The 13,858-nt window shown below is 72.3% G+C and carries 12 protein-coding genes; 8 read left to right on the forward strand and 4 right to left on the reverse strand.

The genetic code is table 11. The features are described 5' to 3' along the window. Positions 1-9: 9 nt before the first annotated feature. Complete coding sequence (gene xylB, locus QWJ90_RS02895) at positions 10-1,404, forward strand: xylulokinase (RefSeq protein ID WP_290106086.1); 1,395 nt, start codon at positions 10-12, stop codon at positions 1,402-1,404. Between the two features lie 53 nt (positions 1,405-1,457). On the opposite strand, the gene QWJ90_RS02900 is transcribed toward xylB, so the two are convergent. Continuing rightward, positions 1,458-3,944 carry a rhamnogalacturonan lyase gene (locus QWJ90_RS02900; protein ID WP_436836678.1) on the reverse strand — a complete coding sequence of 829 codons (2,487 nt, stop codon included), beginning with the start codon at positions 3,942-3,944 and terminating at the stop codon, positions 1,458-1,460. Positions 3,945-4,142: 198 nt separating this feature from the next. Between QWJ90_RS02900 and QWJ90_RS02905 the strand changes: the two genes are divergently transcribed. Together QWJ90_RS02905 and QWJ90_RS02910 are read left to right on the forward strand one after the other, a co-directional pair. Next, positions 4,143-5,189 (forward strand): NYN domain-containing protein, encoded by a 1,047-nt coding sequence (locus tag QWJ90_RS02905; RefSeq protein WP_436836686.1) that lies wholly within the window; start codon positions 4,143-4,145, stop codon positions 5,187-5,189. After that, a complete protein-coding gene (locus QWJ90_RS02910; RefSeq protein ID WP_436836687.1) occupies positions 5,189-5,938 on the forward strand; it encodes a sulfite exporter TauE/SafE family protein in 750 nt (249 codons plus the stop codon). Before QWJ90_RS02905 ends, QWJ90_RS02910 begins: the two co-directional genes overlap by 1 nt. Positions 5,939-5,990: 52 nt before the next feature. Here QWJ90_RS02910 and QWJ90_RS02915 read toward each other — a convergent pair whose 3' ends face one another. After that, complete coding sequence (locus QWJ90_RS02915) at positions 5,991-8,513, reverse strand: ATP-dependent Clp protease ATP-binding subunit (protein ID WP_290106089.1); 2,523 nt, start codon at positions 8,511-8,513, stop codon at positions 5,991-5,993. 180 nt (positions 8,514-8,693) lie between these two features. Between QWJ90_RS02915 and QWJ90_RS02920 the strand changes: the two genes are divergently transcribed. Genes QWJ90_RS02920 through QWJ90_RS02935 form a run of 4 tightly spaced genes read left to right on the forward strand, consistent with a single transcriptional unit; the run spans position 8,694 to position 11,460 of the window. Next, positions 8,694-9,179 (forward strand): DUF2975 domain-containing protein, encoded by a 486-nt coding sequence (locus tag QWJ90_RS02920; RefSeq protein WP_290106090.1) that lies wholly within the window; start codon positions 8,694-8,696, stop codon positions 9,177-9,179. Continuing rightward, on the forward strand, positions 9,180-9,389 hold the full coding sequence (locus QWJ90_RS02925) for a helix-turn-helix domain-containing protein (protein WP_156240750.1): 210 nt from the start codon (positions 9,180-9,182) through the stop codon (positions 9,387-9,389). Next, positions 9,386-10,708 carry a hypothetical protein gene (locus QWJ90_RS02930; protein ID WP_290106091.1) on the forward strand — a complete coding sequence of 441 codons (1,323 nt, stop codon included), beginning with the start codon at positions 9,386-9,388 and terminating at the stop codon, positions 10,706-10,708. The genes QWJ90_RS02925 and QWJ90_RS02930 overlap by 4 nt, the downstream gene beginning before the upstream one ends. 2 nt (positions 10,709-10,710) lie before the next feature. After that, entirely contained in the window at positions 10,711-11,460 is a 750-nt protein-coding gene (locus tag QWJ90_RS02935) for an EI24 domain-containing protein (RefSeq protein WP_290106092.1), read from the forward strand. Here QWJ90_RS02935 and QWJ90_RS02940 read toward each other — a convergent pair. Continuing rightward, the gene (locus QWJ90_RS02940) at positions 11,436-11,828 is read right to left on the reverse strand and encodes a histidine kinase (RefSeq protein WP_290106093.1); all 393 of its coding nucleotides are present in this window, start codon (positions 11,826-11,828) and stop codon (positions 11,436-11,438) included. The two genes, QWJ90_RS02935 and QWJ90_RS02940, sit on opposite strands and share 25 nt — an antisense overlap. A gap of 222 nt (positions 11,829-12,050) precedes the next feature. Between QWJ90_RS02940 and QWJ90_RS02945 the strand changes: the two genes are divergently transcribed. Next, the gene (locus tag QWJ90_RS02945) at positions 12,051-12,299 is read left to right on the forward strand and encodes a WhiB family transcriptional regulator (protein ID WP_156240746.1); all 249 of its coding nucleotides are present in this window, start codon (positions 12,051-12,053) and stop codon (positions 12,297-12,299) included. Between the two features lie 60 nt (positions 12,300-12,359). Here the strand turns inward: QWJ90_RS02945 and QWJ90_RS02950 are convergent, their stop codons facing one another. Further along, positions 12,360-13,856: a sensor histidine kinase gene (locus tag QWJ90_RS02950; RefSeq protein WP_290106094.1), complete on the reverse strand. Its 1,497-nt coding sequence runs from the start codon at positions 13,854-13,856 to the stop codon at positions 12,360-12,362. Between the last annotated feature and the right edge of the window lie 2 nt (positions 13,857-13,858).

A 13,858-nucleotide genomic window follows, 5' to 3' on the forward strand; every position in this document is an offset into this window, starting at 1 on the left:
GGCCAGCGGATGACACTCGTCGCCGGCATCGACTCGTCCACCCAGAGCTGCAAGGTCGTCGTGCGCGACGTCGGCACCGGCGACGTCGTGCGCACCGGCCGCGCGTCGCACCCCGACGGGTCGGAGGTCGATCCCCGCCATTGGTGGGACGCGCTCCAGATCGCGATCGCGGGCGCGGGCGGTCTCGACGACGTCGCGGCGGTCGCCATCGCCGGGCAGCAGCACGGCATGGTGGCGCTCGACGCCGACGGCGCGGTCATCCGCCCCGCCCTCCTCTGGAACGACACCCGCTCGGCGGACGCGGCGGCGGCGCTGACCGCCGAGGTCGGCGCGGCCGCCTTCGCCGAGCGCGCGGGACTCGTCCCGGTCGCGTCGTTCACCGCGACGAAGCTGCGGTGGCTGGCGGACCACGAGCCGGAGAACGCCGCGCGCGTGGCGGCTGTGGCCCTGCCCCACGACTGGCTGACCTGGCGCCTGCGCGGCTTCGGACCGGATGGCGAACGCGGGCCGGTCCTCGAGGAGCTCGTCACCGACCGGTCGGACGCGAGCGGAACGGCCTACTTCGATCCGTCGCGAGACGCCTACGACCGCGAGCTGCTCGCGACCGCGCTGCGGCGCCCGGCGGAGGACGTCGTGCTGCCGCGGGTCCTCGGCCCGCGCGAGCTCGTCGACGGCCCGGGCTTCGTCGTCGCGCCGGGTGCGGGCGACAACGCCGGCGCCGCGCTCGGCCTGGGCGCGCGCCCCGGCGACATCGGCATCTCGATCGGGACGAGCGGCACGGTCTTCGCGGTCACCGACGTCGCGGTGCGAGACCCCTCGGGCACGGTGGCGGGCTTCGCCGACGCGTCCGGCGCGTTCCTCCCCATCGTCACGACCCTCAACGCCGCGCGCGTGCTCGACGTGACCGCGCGCCTCCTCGGTGTCGACCACGCCGAGCTCGCGCGGCTGGCCCTCGCCGCGGAGCCCGGCGCGGGCGGCCTCGTGATGCAGCCCTGGTTCGAGGGCGAGCGGACGCCGAACCTGCCCGACGCGACGGCGACCCTGTTCGGGATGACCCTCGGGTCGACGACGCGGGAGAACCTGGCCCGCGCGGCGATCGAGGGCGTGCTGTGCGGCCTCGCCGAGGGGCTCGACGCGATCCGCTCGCACGGCGTCGCGGCCGAGCGCGTGCTGCTCGTCGGCGGCGCCGCGCAGAGCGCGGCGGTGCAGGCCGTCGCCGCGCAGGTGCTGGACGCGCCCGTCGTCGTCCCGGAACCCGGGGAGTATGTGGCGCTCGGCGCCGCCGTCCAGGCGGCGTGGGCGCTCACGGGCGCACGGCCGGATTGGCCGCTGCGCACCTCCGCGGCACTCCCCCTCGACGCGCGCCCGGCCATCCGCGCGCAGTACGCCGCCCGCCTGCCCTGATCCGCAGGAAGGGGAGGGGCCGTCACCCGCGGCCCCTCCCCTTCTCCGCGTCCTCAGCGACCCGCGCGGAAGGAGTACTCCCAGGTCGACGGCACATCCGCCGCAAGGGAGAACCACGCGTCGGGCACGGCCGAGATCGCCACCTCGCGCTTCTCGCGATGGAAGCCCGGCTCGATCCGCTCGCCGTCGACGTAGTAGCTCACGCCCTCGACCTCGGGGATGCGATAGCCGTCCTGGCCGCGGCCGGGCTGCTCCACGAACGTCGGCGCGGGCGCGACCACCTCGGTCGTGTACACGGGCACGACGTGCCAGTCGATGTCCGACGCGAGCATGTACTCGGTGTAGCTCGGCTGGTTGTAGGCGGTGTTCTGCCGCGCGACCTCCGGCCGGTACTGCGCGTCGTGCATGAGGGTCGTCAGCTTGCGGTCGGTCACCTCGCTCGAGAGGTGGATCTGGATCTCGCTGCTGTCGGCCGAGCGCACGAGGAGCTCCTCGCGCCAGTCGCCGAACACGTCGGCGACGAGCGACGGGTTGCCCTTGGTGCCGTTGTTCGAGCGGGTGCCCTCGGCTTCGAGGAGCACCTCTCCCGAGCCGTCGACGATGCGGACGTCCTCGTCGTTGTAGCCCTCGACGATCTGCGTCGTCATGTCGGCGGACCAGCGGATCGACTGGTTCGTGCCCAGTCCCTCCCGGTACCCATCCGATCCGGGAGGCATCGCGGCCCAGTACTCGAGGCCCGCCTGCTCGGGATCGACGTCGCCGATCATGCCGCGTCCGGTGTCCTTGCCGGAGTACTCCCCGTCCAGCACCTCGCCGGTCGCGGCGTCGCGCAGCGCCCAGCCGTACGGCGCCGATGTGGCGCCCTCGTGCACGGAGAAGATCTCGAGCCCCTCGCGGTCGGGCAGGATGTCGGTGACGTGCATGGCGTCGCCGTGCCCGAGTCGCGCCTGCTCCCCGGGAGCCGCGCTGCCGGCGGGCAGCTCGCCGAACGAGCTGTAGAGCAGCGATCCGTCGTCGTCGATCGTGGCAGAACCGTAGACGATCTCCTGCCGGCCGTCCCCGTCGACGTCAGCTGCCGACAGGGAGTGGAAGCCCTGCGTGGTGAGCGTCCCGAACTCCGGGTCCGTGCCGTCCACCCCGTGCGGGCTGTCGTTGAACGGATTGCTCATCGGCGCATGGCCGCTGTCGACGTACCAGCGCTCTGCGAGGTGCTCGCCGTCCCAGTCGTAGGCCACGAGCGTGCTGCGCGTGTAGTAGCCGCGCGCGAACACCGCCGAAGGGCGTTCGCCATCGAGGTAGGCGACGCCGGCGAGGAAGCGGTCGACGCGGTTGCCCGGCTCGATGCGCGACATCGCGTAGTCGCCCCACAGCAGGCCGTCGTCACCGCGTCCGGGCTTGTAGTCGACCGTCTCGAGCTCGCGGCCGGTCTCGCCGTCGAAGACCGTGAGGTACTCCGGGCCCTCGAGGACGAAGCCCTCGAAGTCCTGCAGCTGGTTGCGGCTCGAGCGCGAGGGCGCGTAGACGTCGATGAAGTAGTCGGCGAGCGCCGCTGCGTCGGCCTCCGACAGGGGGTAGTCGTATCGCGGCTCGGTGCCGAAGGCCTCCTCGAGCGTCGCCGGCCACTGCCCCGAGACGACCTCCTCCCGGTCGCTCCAGCCGCGGAACATGTCCACCAGGTGCGCGCGGTAGTCGTCCGCCGACATGCGGTAGTCGTCGTGATCGGTGACCCCGGCGGCCGCATCGTCAGGTGCGATCGTCACGAACGAGGTCTCGCCGTCGGCGGTGACGCTCGTTCCCGGCGCCGTCTTCATCATGATCTCCGAGCGGCCGTCGCCGTCGAAGTCGTAGACCATGAACTGCGTGTAGTGCGCACCCGACCGGATGTTGACGCCGAGGTCGATGCGATGCAGCAGCGTGCCGTCGGCCTCGTACGTGTCGATGTAGGTGTTGCCGGTGTAGCCGACCTGCGAGACGTCCTTCGCGTTCGACGGGTACCACTTGACGACGTACTCGTAGTCGCCGTCGCCGTCCATGTCGCCCACCGACATGTCGTTCGCGGAGTACGTGTACGCCTCCCCCGCCGGCGTGACGCCGTCTGCCGGCTTCTGCAGCGGCAGCGACGCATGGGCGCCGTTCCACGGCGAGACCGCCGCGCTCGCGTCGAGCTCGACGCCGTTCACCACGGGCGCCACGCGGTAGGAGGCGTCCGCCGTGCCGTCCTCATCGAGGAAGTTCGTGCTGTCCGAGACCGTGGCGATGCGCTCGCCGTCGCGGTACACCGCGAAGTCGGGGCCCAGCATGCCCTCCTCGCCGGCGCCGGTCGTCTCCTCGGCGAGGAGGCGCCAGCTGAGGAAGACGCCGCGGTCGGTCGTCGCGGCGACCAGACCGCGGTCGAGCCGCTCGAGCTGCGGATGGCCGGAGCCGGCATCCGCGGACGGCTGCGCCGCGTGCGCGGCGACTCCCGGCAGGCCCACGACGAGCACGGCGGCGAGCGCCCCGCTCGCCGCGCGGACGACGGCTCTCTTCTTCGAACGGTTCACGCGGGCTCCTCATCGTCGTCGATGGCGCTCGCCCTCAGCAAGCGCTTTCCTTGTGCACCGCCACGGTAGCCGCATCGGCTCGTCCAGGCAACGGCACTACCCTCGAAGAGTCCCATCCGATTCTCCCGAGGAGCGCGCGTGCCCGAGAGCCATGACGACGGCCGCGTGGCCGTCTACCTCGACTTCGACAACATCGTGATGTCCTGGTACGACCGCGTGCACGGGCGCAACTCGTACAGTCGCGACCGCTCGCGCATCGCCGAGAGCCCGCACGACCCGGAGATCGCCGACCGCCTCGCCCGCGCGACCGTCGACGTCGGCGCCATCATCGACTACGCCGCGTCGTACGGCACCCTCGTGCTCACGCGCGCCTACGCCGACTGGTCCGCGCCCGTCAACGCGATCTACCGGCAGCAGCTGGTGGCGCGCGCGGTCGATCTCGTGCAGCTCTTCCCCGCGGCCGCCTACGCGAAGAACGGCGCGGACATCCGCCTGGCCGTCGACGCCGTCGAGGACATGTTCCGCCTCCCCGACCTCACCCACGTCGTCATCGTCGCCGGCGACTCCGACTACGTTCCGCTGGCGCAGCGCTGCCGTCGCCTCGGCCGGTACTTCGTCGGCGTGGGGGTCGCGGGCTCGACCGCGAAGTCGCTCGCCGCGGCCTGCGACGAGTTCGAGCCGTACGACTCCCTCCCCGGCGTGCAGCTGCCCGCGCGGCCCGCTCAGAAGGCGAAGTCCGACGAGAAGGCCGCGCCCGAGAAGGCGGATGGCCAGAAGGACACCGCGAAGCCGGCCGATGCCGGCGGCACGGCCGCGACGAAGGACGAGGGCAAGGACGTCCCGGAGGACGCCGCGGCGACGAAGGACGAGACCGAGCCGAAGGCGAAGCCGCGGACGCGCCGCGGGTCGAAGCCCAAGCTCATCGAGGAGCCGAAGGCGCCCGAGGTGCAGAAGGCGCCCGAGGAGCCGGAGACGTTCCTCGCGTTCGACGAGACGCCGCCCGAGGACCTGCACGCAGCGGCGTCCCGTCTCCTCGAGCGCGCGCTGCGGGTCGGCCAGGGCAAGGGCGACGACGCAGGATGGCTGCACAGCTCCGCCGTCAAGCAGCACATCCGGCGCATGGACCCGTCCTTCAGCGAGAAGGCGCTCGGCTACCGCTCGTTCTCGGACTTCCTGAAGTCCCGCGACCACCTCGCGGAGCTCGAGGAGACGGGGCACGAGCGCCTCGTGCGCCTGAAGGCGTGATCGCCGAGCTCTCGCCGCTCGTCTGGACGGCCCTCGCGCTCGGCGCCGTCGTCGTCGGGCTCTCGAAGACGGCGGTCCCCGGCGGCGGGACCCTCGCGGTCGCGCTCTTCGCCGCGGTGCTGCCGGCCAAGGACTCGACGGGTGCCCTGCTCGTCCTCCTCATCCTCGGCGACATGTTCGCGCTGCTCGCCTACCGGCGCCACGCCGACTGGCGCGTGATCGCGCGGATGGCTCCTGCCGTGGTGCTCGGGCTCGTCGCGGGCTGGGGCTTCCTCGCTGTCGCCGACGACGGGTGGGTGCGCCGGACCATCGCGGTCCTGCTGCTCGCGGTCGTCGCCGTCACACTGTGGCGCCGCGCGGTGCAGAACCGGTCGCAGGCGGAGTCGACCTTCGGGTCGGGGACCGTCGCGGCGTGGACATACGGCGGGCTCGGCGGCTTCGCCACCATGGTCGCCAACGCGGCCGGGCCGGTCATGTCGATGTACTTCCTCGCGGTGAAGTTTCCCGTGAAGGCGTTCCTCGGCACCTCGGCGTGGTTCTTCGCGATCATCAACATCGCCAAGCTGCCGTTCTCGATCGGCCTCGGCATCATCACGCCCTCGTCGCTGCTGATGGACCTGCTCCTCGCCCCCGGCGTGGTCCTCGGCGCCTTCGCGGGCCGTTGTCTCGTCGCCCGGATGAATCAGCGCGTGTTCGACCGCGTCGTCATCGTGCTGACGGTGATCGGGGCGCTCTACCTGCTCGTCTGACACGACGAGGGGCGGGCTGCACGGCCCCGCCCCTCGTCGTCGTGACACTGCCTCAGGCGGCGGCCACCGCCATCCGCTCGGCGCGGACGATCAGCGCGTCGTCCACCGCGTCCACCGTCACCGACCCGCCGTCGCCGAGCTCGCCGGCGACGAAGAGGTCGGCGATGCGGTCGTCCACCTCGCGCTGGATGAGGCGACGCAGCGGCCGGGCGCCGAACTCCGGCTCGTGCCCGTTGCGGGCGAGCCACGCCACGGCCGCGTCGGTGACGTCGAGCGCCACCTCGCGGCGGGCCAGCCGCTCGCGCGTCGCGCCCAGCAGCAGGCCCACGATCCGCGCGAGCTGGCTCTCGTCGAGCTTGCGGAACAGGACGATCTCGTCGATGCGGTTGAGGAACTCCGGCCGCATCGACTCGCGCAGCCGCCCCATCACTCGGTCACGCAGGTCCTTCTCGTCGTATTCGCGACCGGAGGCCGAGAAGCCGATGGCGCCGGAGCGGGAGGTGAGGAACTCCGACCCCAGGTTCGACGTCATCACGACGACCGTGTTGCGGAAGTCGACCGTCCGCCCCTGCCCGTCCGTGAGGCGCCCGTCGTCGAGCACCTGCAGCAGCAGGTTGAACACGTCGGGGTGCGCCTTCTCGATCTCGTCGAAGAGGACGATCGAGTACGGGTTGCGGCGCACGCGCTCGGTGAGCTGCCCGGCCTCGTCGTAGCCGACGTATCCCGGAGGCGCGCCGACCAGTCGCGACACGGTGTGGCGCTCGCCGAACTCGCTCATGTCGAAGCGGATGACCGCGGTCTCGTCGTCGAAGAGGCTCGCGGCGAGCGCCTTCGCGAGCTCGGTCTTGCCCACGCCGGTCGGGCCGAGGAACAGGAAGGAGCCGACGGGGCGGCGAGCGTCGCCCATGCCGGTGCGGCTGCGGCGGACGGCCTTCGCCACCGCCGTCACCGCGTCGTCCTGGCCGACGACCCGCGCATGCAGCTCGCCCTCGAGCCCGGCCAGCCGCTCGCGTTCGCTCTCGGTGAGCCGGTTGACGGGGATGCCCGTGGCGCGGCTGATCACGGCCGCGATCTCGGGCTCGTCCACGACCGCGCGCGCGCCAGCTCCCGAGGTCGCCTCCGCGAGGCGCTCCTGGACCGAGGTGATCTCGTCGCGCATGCGCGAGGCCTCCTCGTAGTGCTCGGCGGACACCGCGGCGTTCTTCTCGGCCTCGAGCTCGGCGAGCTTCGCGACGAGCTCGTGCGTGTCGACCGGCGCGCCCAGACGCAGCCGCACGCGAGCGCCGGCCTGGTCGATGAGGTCGATGGCCTTGTCGGGCAGCACGCGGTCGGGCAGGTAGCGGTCGCTCAACTCGACGGCTGCGCGGAGGGCGTCGTCCGTGTACGTCACGCGGTGGTGCTCCTCGTAGGCGTTCCGCAGCCCCTCGAGGATGGCGACGGCGTCGGGCACCGACGGCTCGCCCACGCGCACCGGCTGGAAGCGCCGCTCGAGGGCGGCGTCCTTCTCGATCGCGCGGTACTCCGACAGGGTCGTGGCGCCGACGAGGTGCAGATCGCCGCGGGCGAGACGGGGCTTCAGGATATTGCCCGCGTCCATCGCGCCGTCGCCGCCGCCGCCCGCACCGACGAGGGTGTGGATCTCGTCGATGAAGAGGATGAGGCGCCCCTTCTCCTCGGCGACCTCCTCCATCGTCTTGGTGAGGCGCTCCTCGAAGTCGCCGCGGTAGCGGGTGCCGGCGAGCATCGCCGGCAGGTCGAGGGCGATGACGCGCCGGTCCCGCAGCTGCTCGGGGACGGTGCCGGCGACGATGGCGGAGGCGAGACCCTCGACGATGGCGGTCTTGCCGACACCCGCCTCGCCGACGAGCACGGGATTGTTCTTCGTGCGGCGCGAGAGGATCTCGATGGTCTGCTCGATCTCCTCGGCGCGCCCGATGACGGGGTCGAGCTCGCCCCCGCGTGCGAGCGCCGTGAGGTCGGTGCCGTACTTCTCCAGCATCGAGCCGCCGCCCTGCGGGCGCGCCTCGGGCGCGGCCGCGGTCTGCGACGCGACACCCTCGCGGGCGCCCTGCGTGAGGGCCTCGGCGGTGACCCCGGAGCGGGCGAGGATCTGGCCGGCGGGGGTGTCCTGCGCGAGCACGAGCGCGAAGAAGAGGTGCTCGGGGTCGACGTAGGTGGAGCCGGACGAGCGCGCGACCTGGAAGGCGTGGAAGAGCGCGCGCTGCACGGCCTGCGTGACCGCGGCGCCGTCGACGTCGGCTGCGGCGCCCGCGCTCGGCAGCCGCTCCTCCGCCGCCTGGCCGATGGCGGCGGGATCGCCGCCGATGCGCGTGATGGCGTCGGCGACCGCCGCGTCGTCGACGAGCACGCGCAGCACGTGGAGCGCGTCGAGTTCGAGCTGACCGCGGCCGAGGGCATAGCGGCCGGCGCGCTGCAGGAGCTCCTGCGTGCGCGCGCTGAGGAAGCGGCTGAGGTCGATCGAACGGCTGGCGCGAGCGCGCTCGCCCTGCAGATAGCGCGCGAGGAACTCGTCGAACGAACTCGGTCCGTCCTGCGGGAAGTGGTTCTCAGGCATGTCCCGGCATCTCCTTGAAGTTGCGTGACTGTGTATCAAGTCTGGAAGTTGAGCCAGGCTCTGTCAAGTTGAACGCGCAGCCGGCGCGCGTATTCCCACGCGCGCCGACGATCACGCCCACCTTGCTCTATCGAACGAGTATCGATAGATTTCTCCCGTCACTCAACGAAAGGGGACGCCGTGAGCAGAGCCACCATCCTGATCCTGCGCATCGTGATCGCGCTGGCCCTCGCCGGTTCGCTCGTCGTGCAGACCGTCATCATGCCGCTGGTGTGGGCCGACCTCGAGGGTGAGGCGCTGTGGGGCAGGATCGCGCTCGTCGTGATCGCCGTGCTCTGGATCGGCACGCTGCAGGTCTCGGCGATCTGCATCTGGCAGCTGCTGACCCGCGTGCGGCGCGGATCGATCTTCTCCGGATCCTCGTTCCGCTACGTCAACGTGATCATCGGCGCGGTGACGGCATCGGCGGCGCTCGTCTTCGCCCTCGCCGTCGTCCTCGCGCCGGGCGAGACGGCGCCCGGCATCGTCGGCCTCATCTGCGGCGCGGCCCTCGTGCTCGGCGGCGTCGCGCTCATCGTCGTGGTCATGCGCGCGCTGCTGAAGCAGGCCATCGACCGCGAGAACGAGGCGCGAACGCTCCGCGACGAGCTCGGCGAGGTGATCTGAGTGCCGATCATCGTCGATATCGACGTGATGCTCGCGCGGCGCAAGATGTCTGTCGGCACGCTCGCGGAGCGCATCGGGATCACACCCACCAATCTCGCGGTGCTGAAGAACGGGCGAGCGAAGGCCGTGCGGTTCACGACCCTCGACGCCCTGTGTGAGGCCCTGGAATGCCAGCCGGGCGACCTGCTGCGCTGGGAGGCGGAGGCATGAGCGACCTCGACGCGCTCGTCGGGCGCTGGCGATCACAACGCGCGGGCGCCCGTGGAGCAGACGCAGACGCCGCGGAGGCCGCGCGCGAGGAGCGCCTCCGCGCGGAGACGGCGGACCTCCGGCAGCGTGGCCTCGCCGTCGACGAGGCGTTCCTCGTCGCCCTGCGCCGCGTGGGAGACCTCGACGCGCTGCAGGCCGAGATCGCACGCGAGCGCCCGTCGCGGAGGGCCGCCGGCGCACGGCTCGGCTTCGTCCTCACCCTCGCCGCGCTGGCGGGACTCGCGACCAGGGGCGCCGTGTGGCTCCTCGAGCCCGGCGGGCCGCTCGTGCCCACCTCCGACGACGGCGCACTGCTCCTGCGCACGCTCCCCCTCGTCGTCGCGCCGTTCCTCCTCGCCTACCTCCTGTGGACGCGCCGCCCCGGCCGCGGCGCCGGCGCCGTCATCGCGGCGGGGTACCTGCTCGTCGCGCTCTGCGCTTCGATCTTCCCGTTCGCGCCCTTCGGCGACACCGCGGTGCTCACGGCCATCCACGCGCCCGTCGCCCTCTGGGCGCTCGTCGGCGTCGCCTACGTCGCCGTCGGCGGGCGCCCGAGCCGCCGGATCGAGTTCGCGCGCTTCTCCGGCGAGGTGGCCGTCCTCCTCGCGCTCATCGGGCTCGGCGGCGGGGCGCTCCTCGCCCTCATGATCGGCTCATTCGCCGTCGTCGGCGTCGAGCTCTCGGATGGCGTCCTCGGCTGGATCCTCGCCCTGGGCGCTCCCGGAGCGCTGCTCATCGCAACGTGGCTCGTCGACCGGCGCCAGAGCGTCGCGGAGAACATCGCGCCCGTCCTCGCCCGCGTCTTCACGCCGCTGACGGGGCTCATGCTGCTCGCCCTCCTCGTCGTCGTCGTGACGGCGGGCGATCTCGCCCGCGCCGACCGCGAGCTCCTCATCGTCATGGACCTCGTGCTGGTGCTCGTGCTGGCCCTGTCGCTCTACGCCGTCTCCGCGCGCGACCCGCGCACGCGGGTCGGGCTCCTCGATGCCGCGCAGCTCGTCATGCTGATCGCAGCCGTCGCCGTGGACGTCGTGGTGCTCGCGGCCATGCTCACCCGGATCGCGGAGTTCGGCTTCAGCGCGAACAAGACCGCCGCACTCGGGCTCAATCTCCTCCTGCTCGTGCACCTCGCAGGGCAGGCCGCGCTGACCGCGCGGCTGCTCCTCGGCCGCACCGGGCCCGGCGCCCTCGAGCGCTGGCCGTCGCGCTGGCTGCCGGCGTACGGGGTGTGGGCTGTGGTCGTCGTCGCCGTCTTCCCGCCGCTGTTTGGTTTCATGTAGGGATGAGGGAGTTCTGGGCGGGCGTGCGCACTCTCGGGCGCGGTTTCGGATGGTGGCGGCGGCGTCCGCGCGTCATGGCCGCAGCCCTTCTGCCGGCCGCTCTCGTCGGCGCGGCGCTCACGGCGGGGCTCATCGTCCTCGGCGCGTTCCTCCCCGAGATCGTGGCGTCGGTCACCCCGTGGGCCGACGGGTGGGCGTCCGGCTGGGCCGCGGCCATCCGCCTGCTCGTCGGGGCGGCGCTGCTGGCCGGGGCCGTCGTCCTCGCGGTGGCCACCTTCACGGCGCTCTCCCTCTTCGTCGGCGAGCCGTTCTACGACCGGGTGTGGCGGTCGGTGGAGAGCGCGCAAGCGGAGGCGGTGCCCGACGCGGGGTACGGGATGTGGCGCGCCGCGGGCGACGCGATCTCGCTCGTGCTGCGCGGCCTCGGCATCGCCATGCTGACGCTCGCTGTCGGGTTCGTGCCCGTCGCGGGGGCGGTGCTGGCCGCCGTCCTCGGCGCGACGTTCAGCGGCTGGATGCTCGCCGACGAGCTCACCGCCCGCGCGCTGACGGCTCGCGGCCTCGGCCCGGTCGAGCGACGCGCGCTGCGCCGCGCCTCACGCGCGCGAGTGCTCGGCTTCGGCGTCGCCACGCACCTCTGCCTGCTGGTGCCGCTCGGTGCCGTGATCGCGATGCCGGCGGCCGTCGCAGGCAGCACGCTGCTCGCACACACCCTGCTGGAGAGGGCTCAGGACTCGGGCACCCGCGGCTGATCCCGGCCGGCGTCGCGCGCCGCGAGGATCACCATGACGAAGACGATCGCCGCGGGCACCGCCAGCGCGAACGCCATCCCCGGGTGCGCGTACTCCCCGGTCGCCGCGCCGATCGCGACGGCGATGATGAGCAGCTGCACGACCACGGCGCCGGAGCGGCCCCACGACTGCCCGCGCGCGATCGCGCGCGCGAAGGCCGCCACGGCGACCGCGCCCGCGACGGTCAGCACGAGGAGGGCGATGGCGCTGGAGAGCGACGCGGCGCCGGCCCCCAGGGAGACCACCTGCAGGGCCGCGAGGGCGAGGACGCCGACGGCCTCGACCCCGACGAGGATGGCCGCGGTGCGCGTGGCTCGGCTCACCGGCATCCGCTCTCCCTGCTTCGAGCGCCGGGCGGCGCGCACACGCAGTCAGGGAACGGACAGAAAAAACCCTTGCCCGAAAACGACGCGTGTATGACAATTGTTAACGGTGTGTTTCCCACAGCGTGGTGGGACGAGTCGTCGCGACTCGTCGCACATACAGCGTAATCCACCCGTAATCCCACGCTGTGCTTTCCCTGAGAAACCTCACCCGCAAGGAGCATTCCTATGGACTGGCGCGACAAGGCCGCCTGCCTCACCGTCGACCCCGAGCTGTTCTTCCCCGTCGGGAACACCGGCCCCGCGATCGACCAGATCGAGAAGGCGAAGTCCGTCTGTGCTCGCTGCACGGTCACGGAGGTCTGCCTCCAGTACGCACTCGAGTCCGGACAGGACTCGGGCGTGTGGGGCGGCCTGAGCGAGGACGAGCGCCGGGCGCTCAAGCGCCGCGCCGCCCGCGCCCGCCGCGCGTCCTGACGACGCCCCCGGATACGACGAAAGCCCCGCCTCGGCGGGGCTTTCGTCGTATCCGCGGGCTCAGCTGCGGACGATCCAGCGCAGCGGGACCGTGATGACGACCTCGGTGCCCCCGTGGAAGGGCGTGTCGGGGGCGTCGATCGTCTTCCAGTCGATCGTGCCGGAGAGCTCGCCCTGGATGAGGGTGCGCACGATCTGCGTGCCGAGGCCGCGACCGACCTGCCCGTCGGGGAGGCCGCTGCCGGTATCGCGCACGCGCACCTCGAGCCGGGACTCGTCGCGGTCGGCGACGATCTGCACGTCGCCCTCGCGGCCGGCGAGCCCGTGCTCGACGGCGTTCGTCACGATCTCGGTCAGGGCGAGAGCGAGCGGCGTCGCGTACTGGCTGGGCAACGTCCCGAAGCGGCCCTCCGTGCGCGTGTGGGCGACGGTGTTCTGCGCCGCCGCGACCTCCGCCACCAGACGCAGCACGCGGGCGAACACCTCGTCGAAGTCGACGTTCTGTGCAAGGCCCTCGGAGAGGGTGTCGTGCACGACCGCGATGGCGGCGACGCGCTGCATGGCCTGCAGGAGCGACTCCCGCGCCTCATCGGAGGAGGTGCGCCGCGACTGGATGCGCAGCAGCGACGCGACGGTCTGCAGGTTGTTCTTCACGCGATGGTGGATCTCGCGGATGGTCGCGTCCTTGGTGATCAGCTCCTGCTCCTGGCTGCGCAGCTCGCTCACGTCACGGCACAGCACGATGGCGCCGGTGCGGTGCCCGTGCTCCTTCAGCGGGATGGCCCGCAGCGACACCGTCACGCCGCGCGCCTCGACGTCGCTGCGCCACGGGGCGCGGCCGGAGACGAGGATCGGCAGGCGCTCGTCGGTGTCGTGGGAGGCGGGGAGGATCTGGCTCGTGACGTCGGCGAGGGCCTCCCCCTCCAGCTCCTCGGCGAACCCGATCCGGTTGAAGGCGGAGAGCGCGTTGGGGCTGGCGAAGGTGACGACGCCGTCGACATCGAGCCGGATGAGGCCGTCCGCAGCACGCGGGGCGCCGCGCCGGGGGCCGGTGGGAGCGGAGAGATCGGGGAAGTCCCCCGTCGCGATCATGCGGAACAGGTCGTCCGCGCACTCGTTGAACGTGATCTGCTGACGAGACGGCGTGCGCACGTCGCCCAGGTTGGTGTGACGGGTGAGGACGGCGATCGCCCGCAGGCCATCGCCCTCCCGGATGGCGATGGGCACGGCCCGCACGCGGGTGGGCGTCTCCTCGAACCACTCCGGTGAGGACGAGTCGACGATGCGCACGCTCTGGAACGCCTCGCGCACCTGCGCCTGCCACTGCGGGCGCACGCGGCCGCCGACGATGTCGCGGTAGAAGAGGGTCGCCGCGCCCCCGGGCCGGGTGTGCGCGACGGCCACGTAGGAGTCGTCGGCCGTCGGCGCCCAGACGACGATGTCCGCCGACGCGAGGTCGGCGAGCAGCTGGCCGTCGCCGGCGAGGCGATGCAGCCATTCGATGTCGGATTCGCTCGAACGGCCCTGGGCGGAGACGAGATCGCTGAGGGTCGACACGG

It is taken from the genome of Microbacterium oryzae, from assembly GCF_030406385.1.
GTDB lineage: Bacteria > Actinomycetota > Actinomycetes > Actinomycetales > Microbacteriaceae > Microbacterium > Microbacterium oryzae_A.

Coding starts and splice junctions, on each gene's coding strand:
- xylB (WP_290106086.1), top strand. CDS start 10: ATGACACTCGTCGCCGGCATCGACTCGTCCACCCAGAGCTGCAAGGTC.
- QWJ90_RS02905 (WP_436836686.1), top strand. CDS start 4,143: ATGTCCTGGTACGACCGCGTGCACGGGCGCAACTCGTACAGTCGCGAC.
- QWJ90_RS02915 (WP_290106089.1), bottom strand. CDS start 8,513: ATGCCTGAGAACCACTTCCCGCAGGACGGACCGAGTTCGTTCGACGAG.
- QWJ90_RS02930 (WP_290106091.1), top strand. CDS start 9,386: ATGAGCGACCTCGACGCGCTCGTCGGGCGCTGGCGATCACAACGCGCG.
- QWJ90_RS02935 (WP_290106092.1), top strand. CDS start 10,711: ATGAGGGAGTTCTGGGCGGGCGTGCGCACTCTCGGGCGCGGTTTCGGA.
- QWJ90_RS02940 (WP_290106093.1), bottom strand. CDS start 11,828: ATGCCGGTGAGCCGAGCCACGCGCACCGCGGCCATCCTCGTCGGGGTC.
- QWJ90_RS02945 (WP_156240746.1), top strand. CDS start 12,051: ATGGACTGGCGCGACAAGGCCGCCTGCCTCACCGTCGACCCCGAGCTG.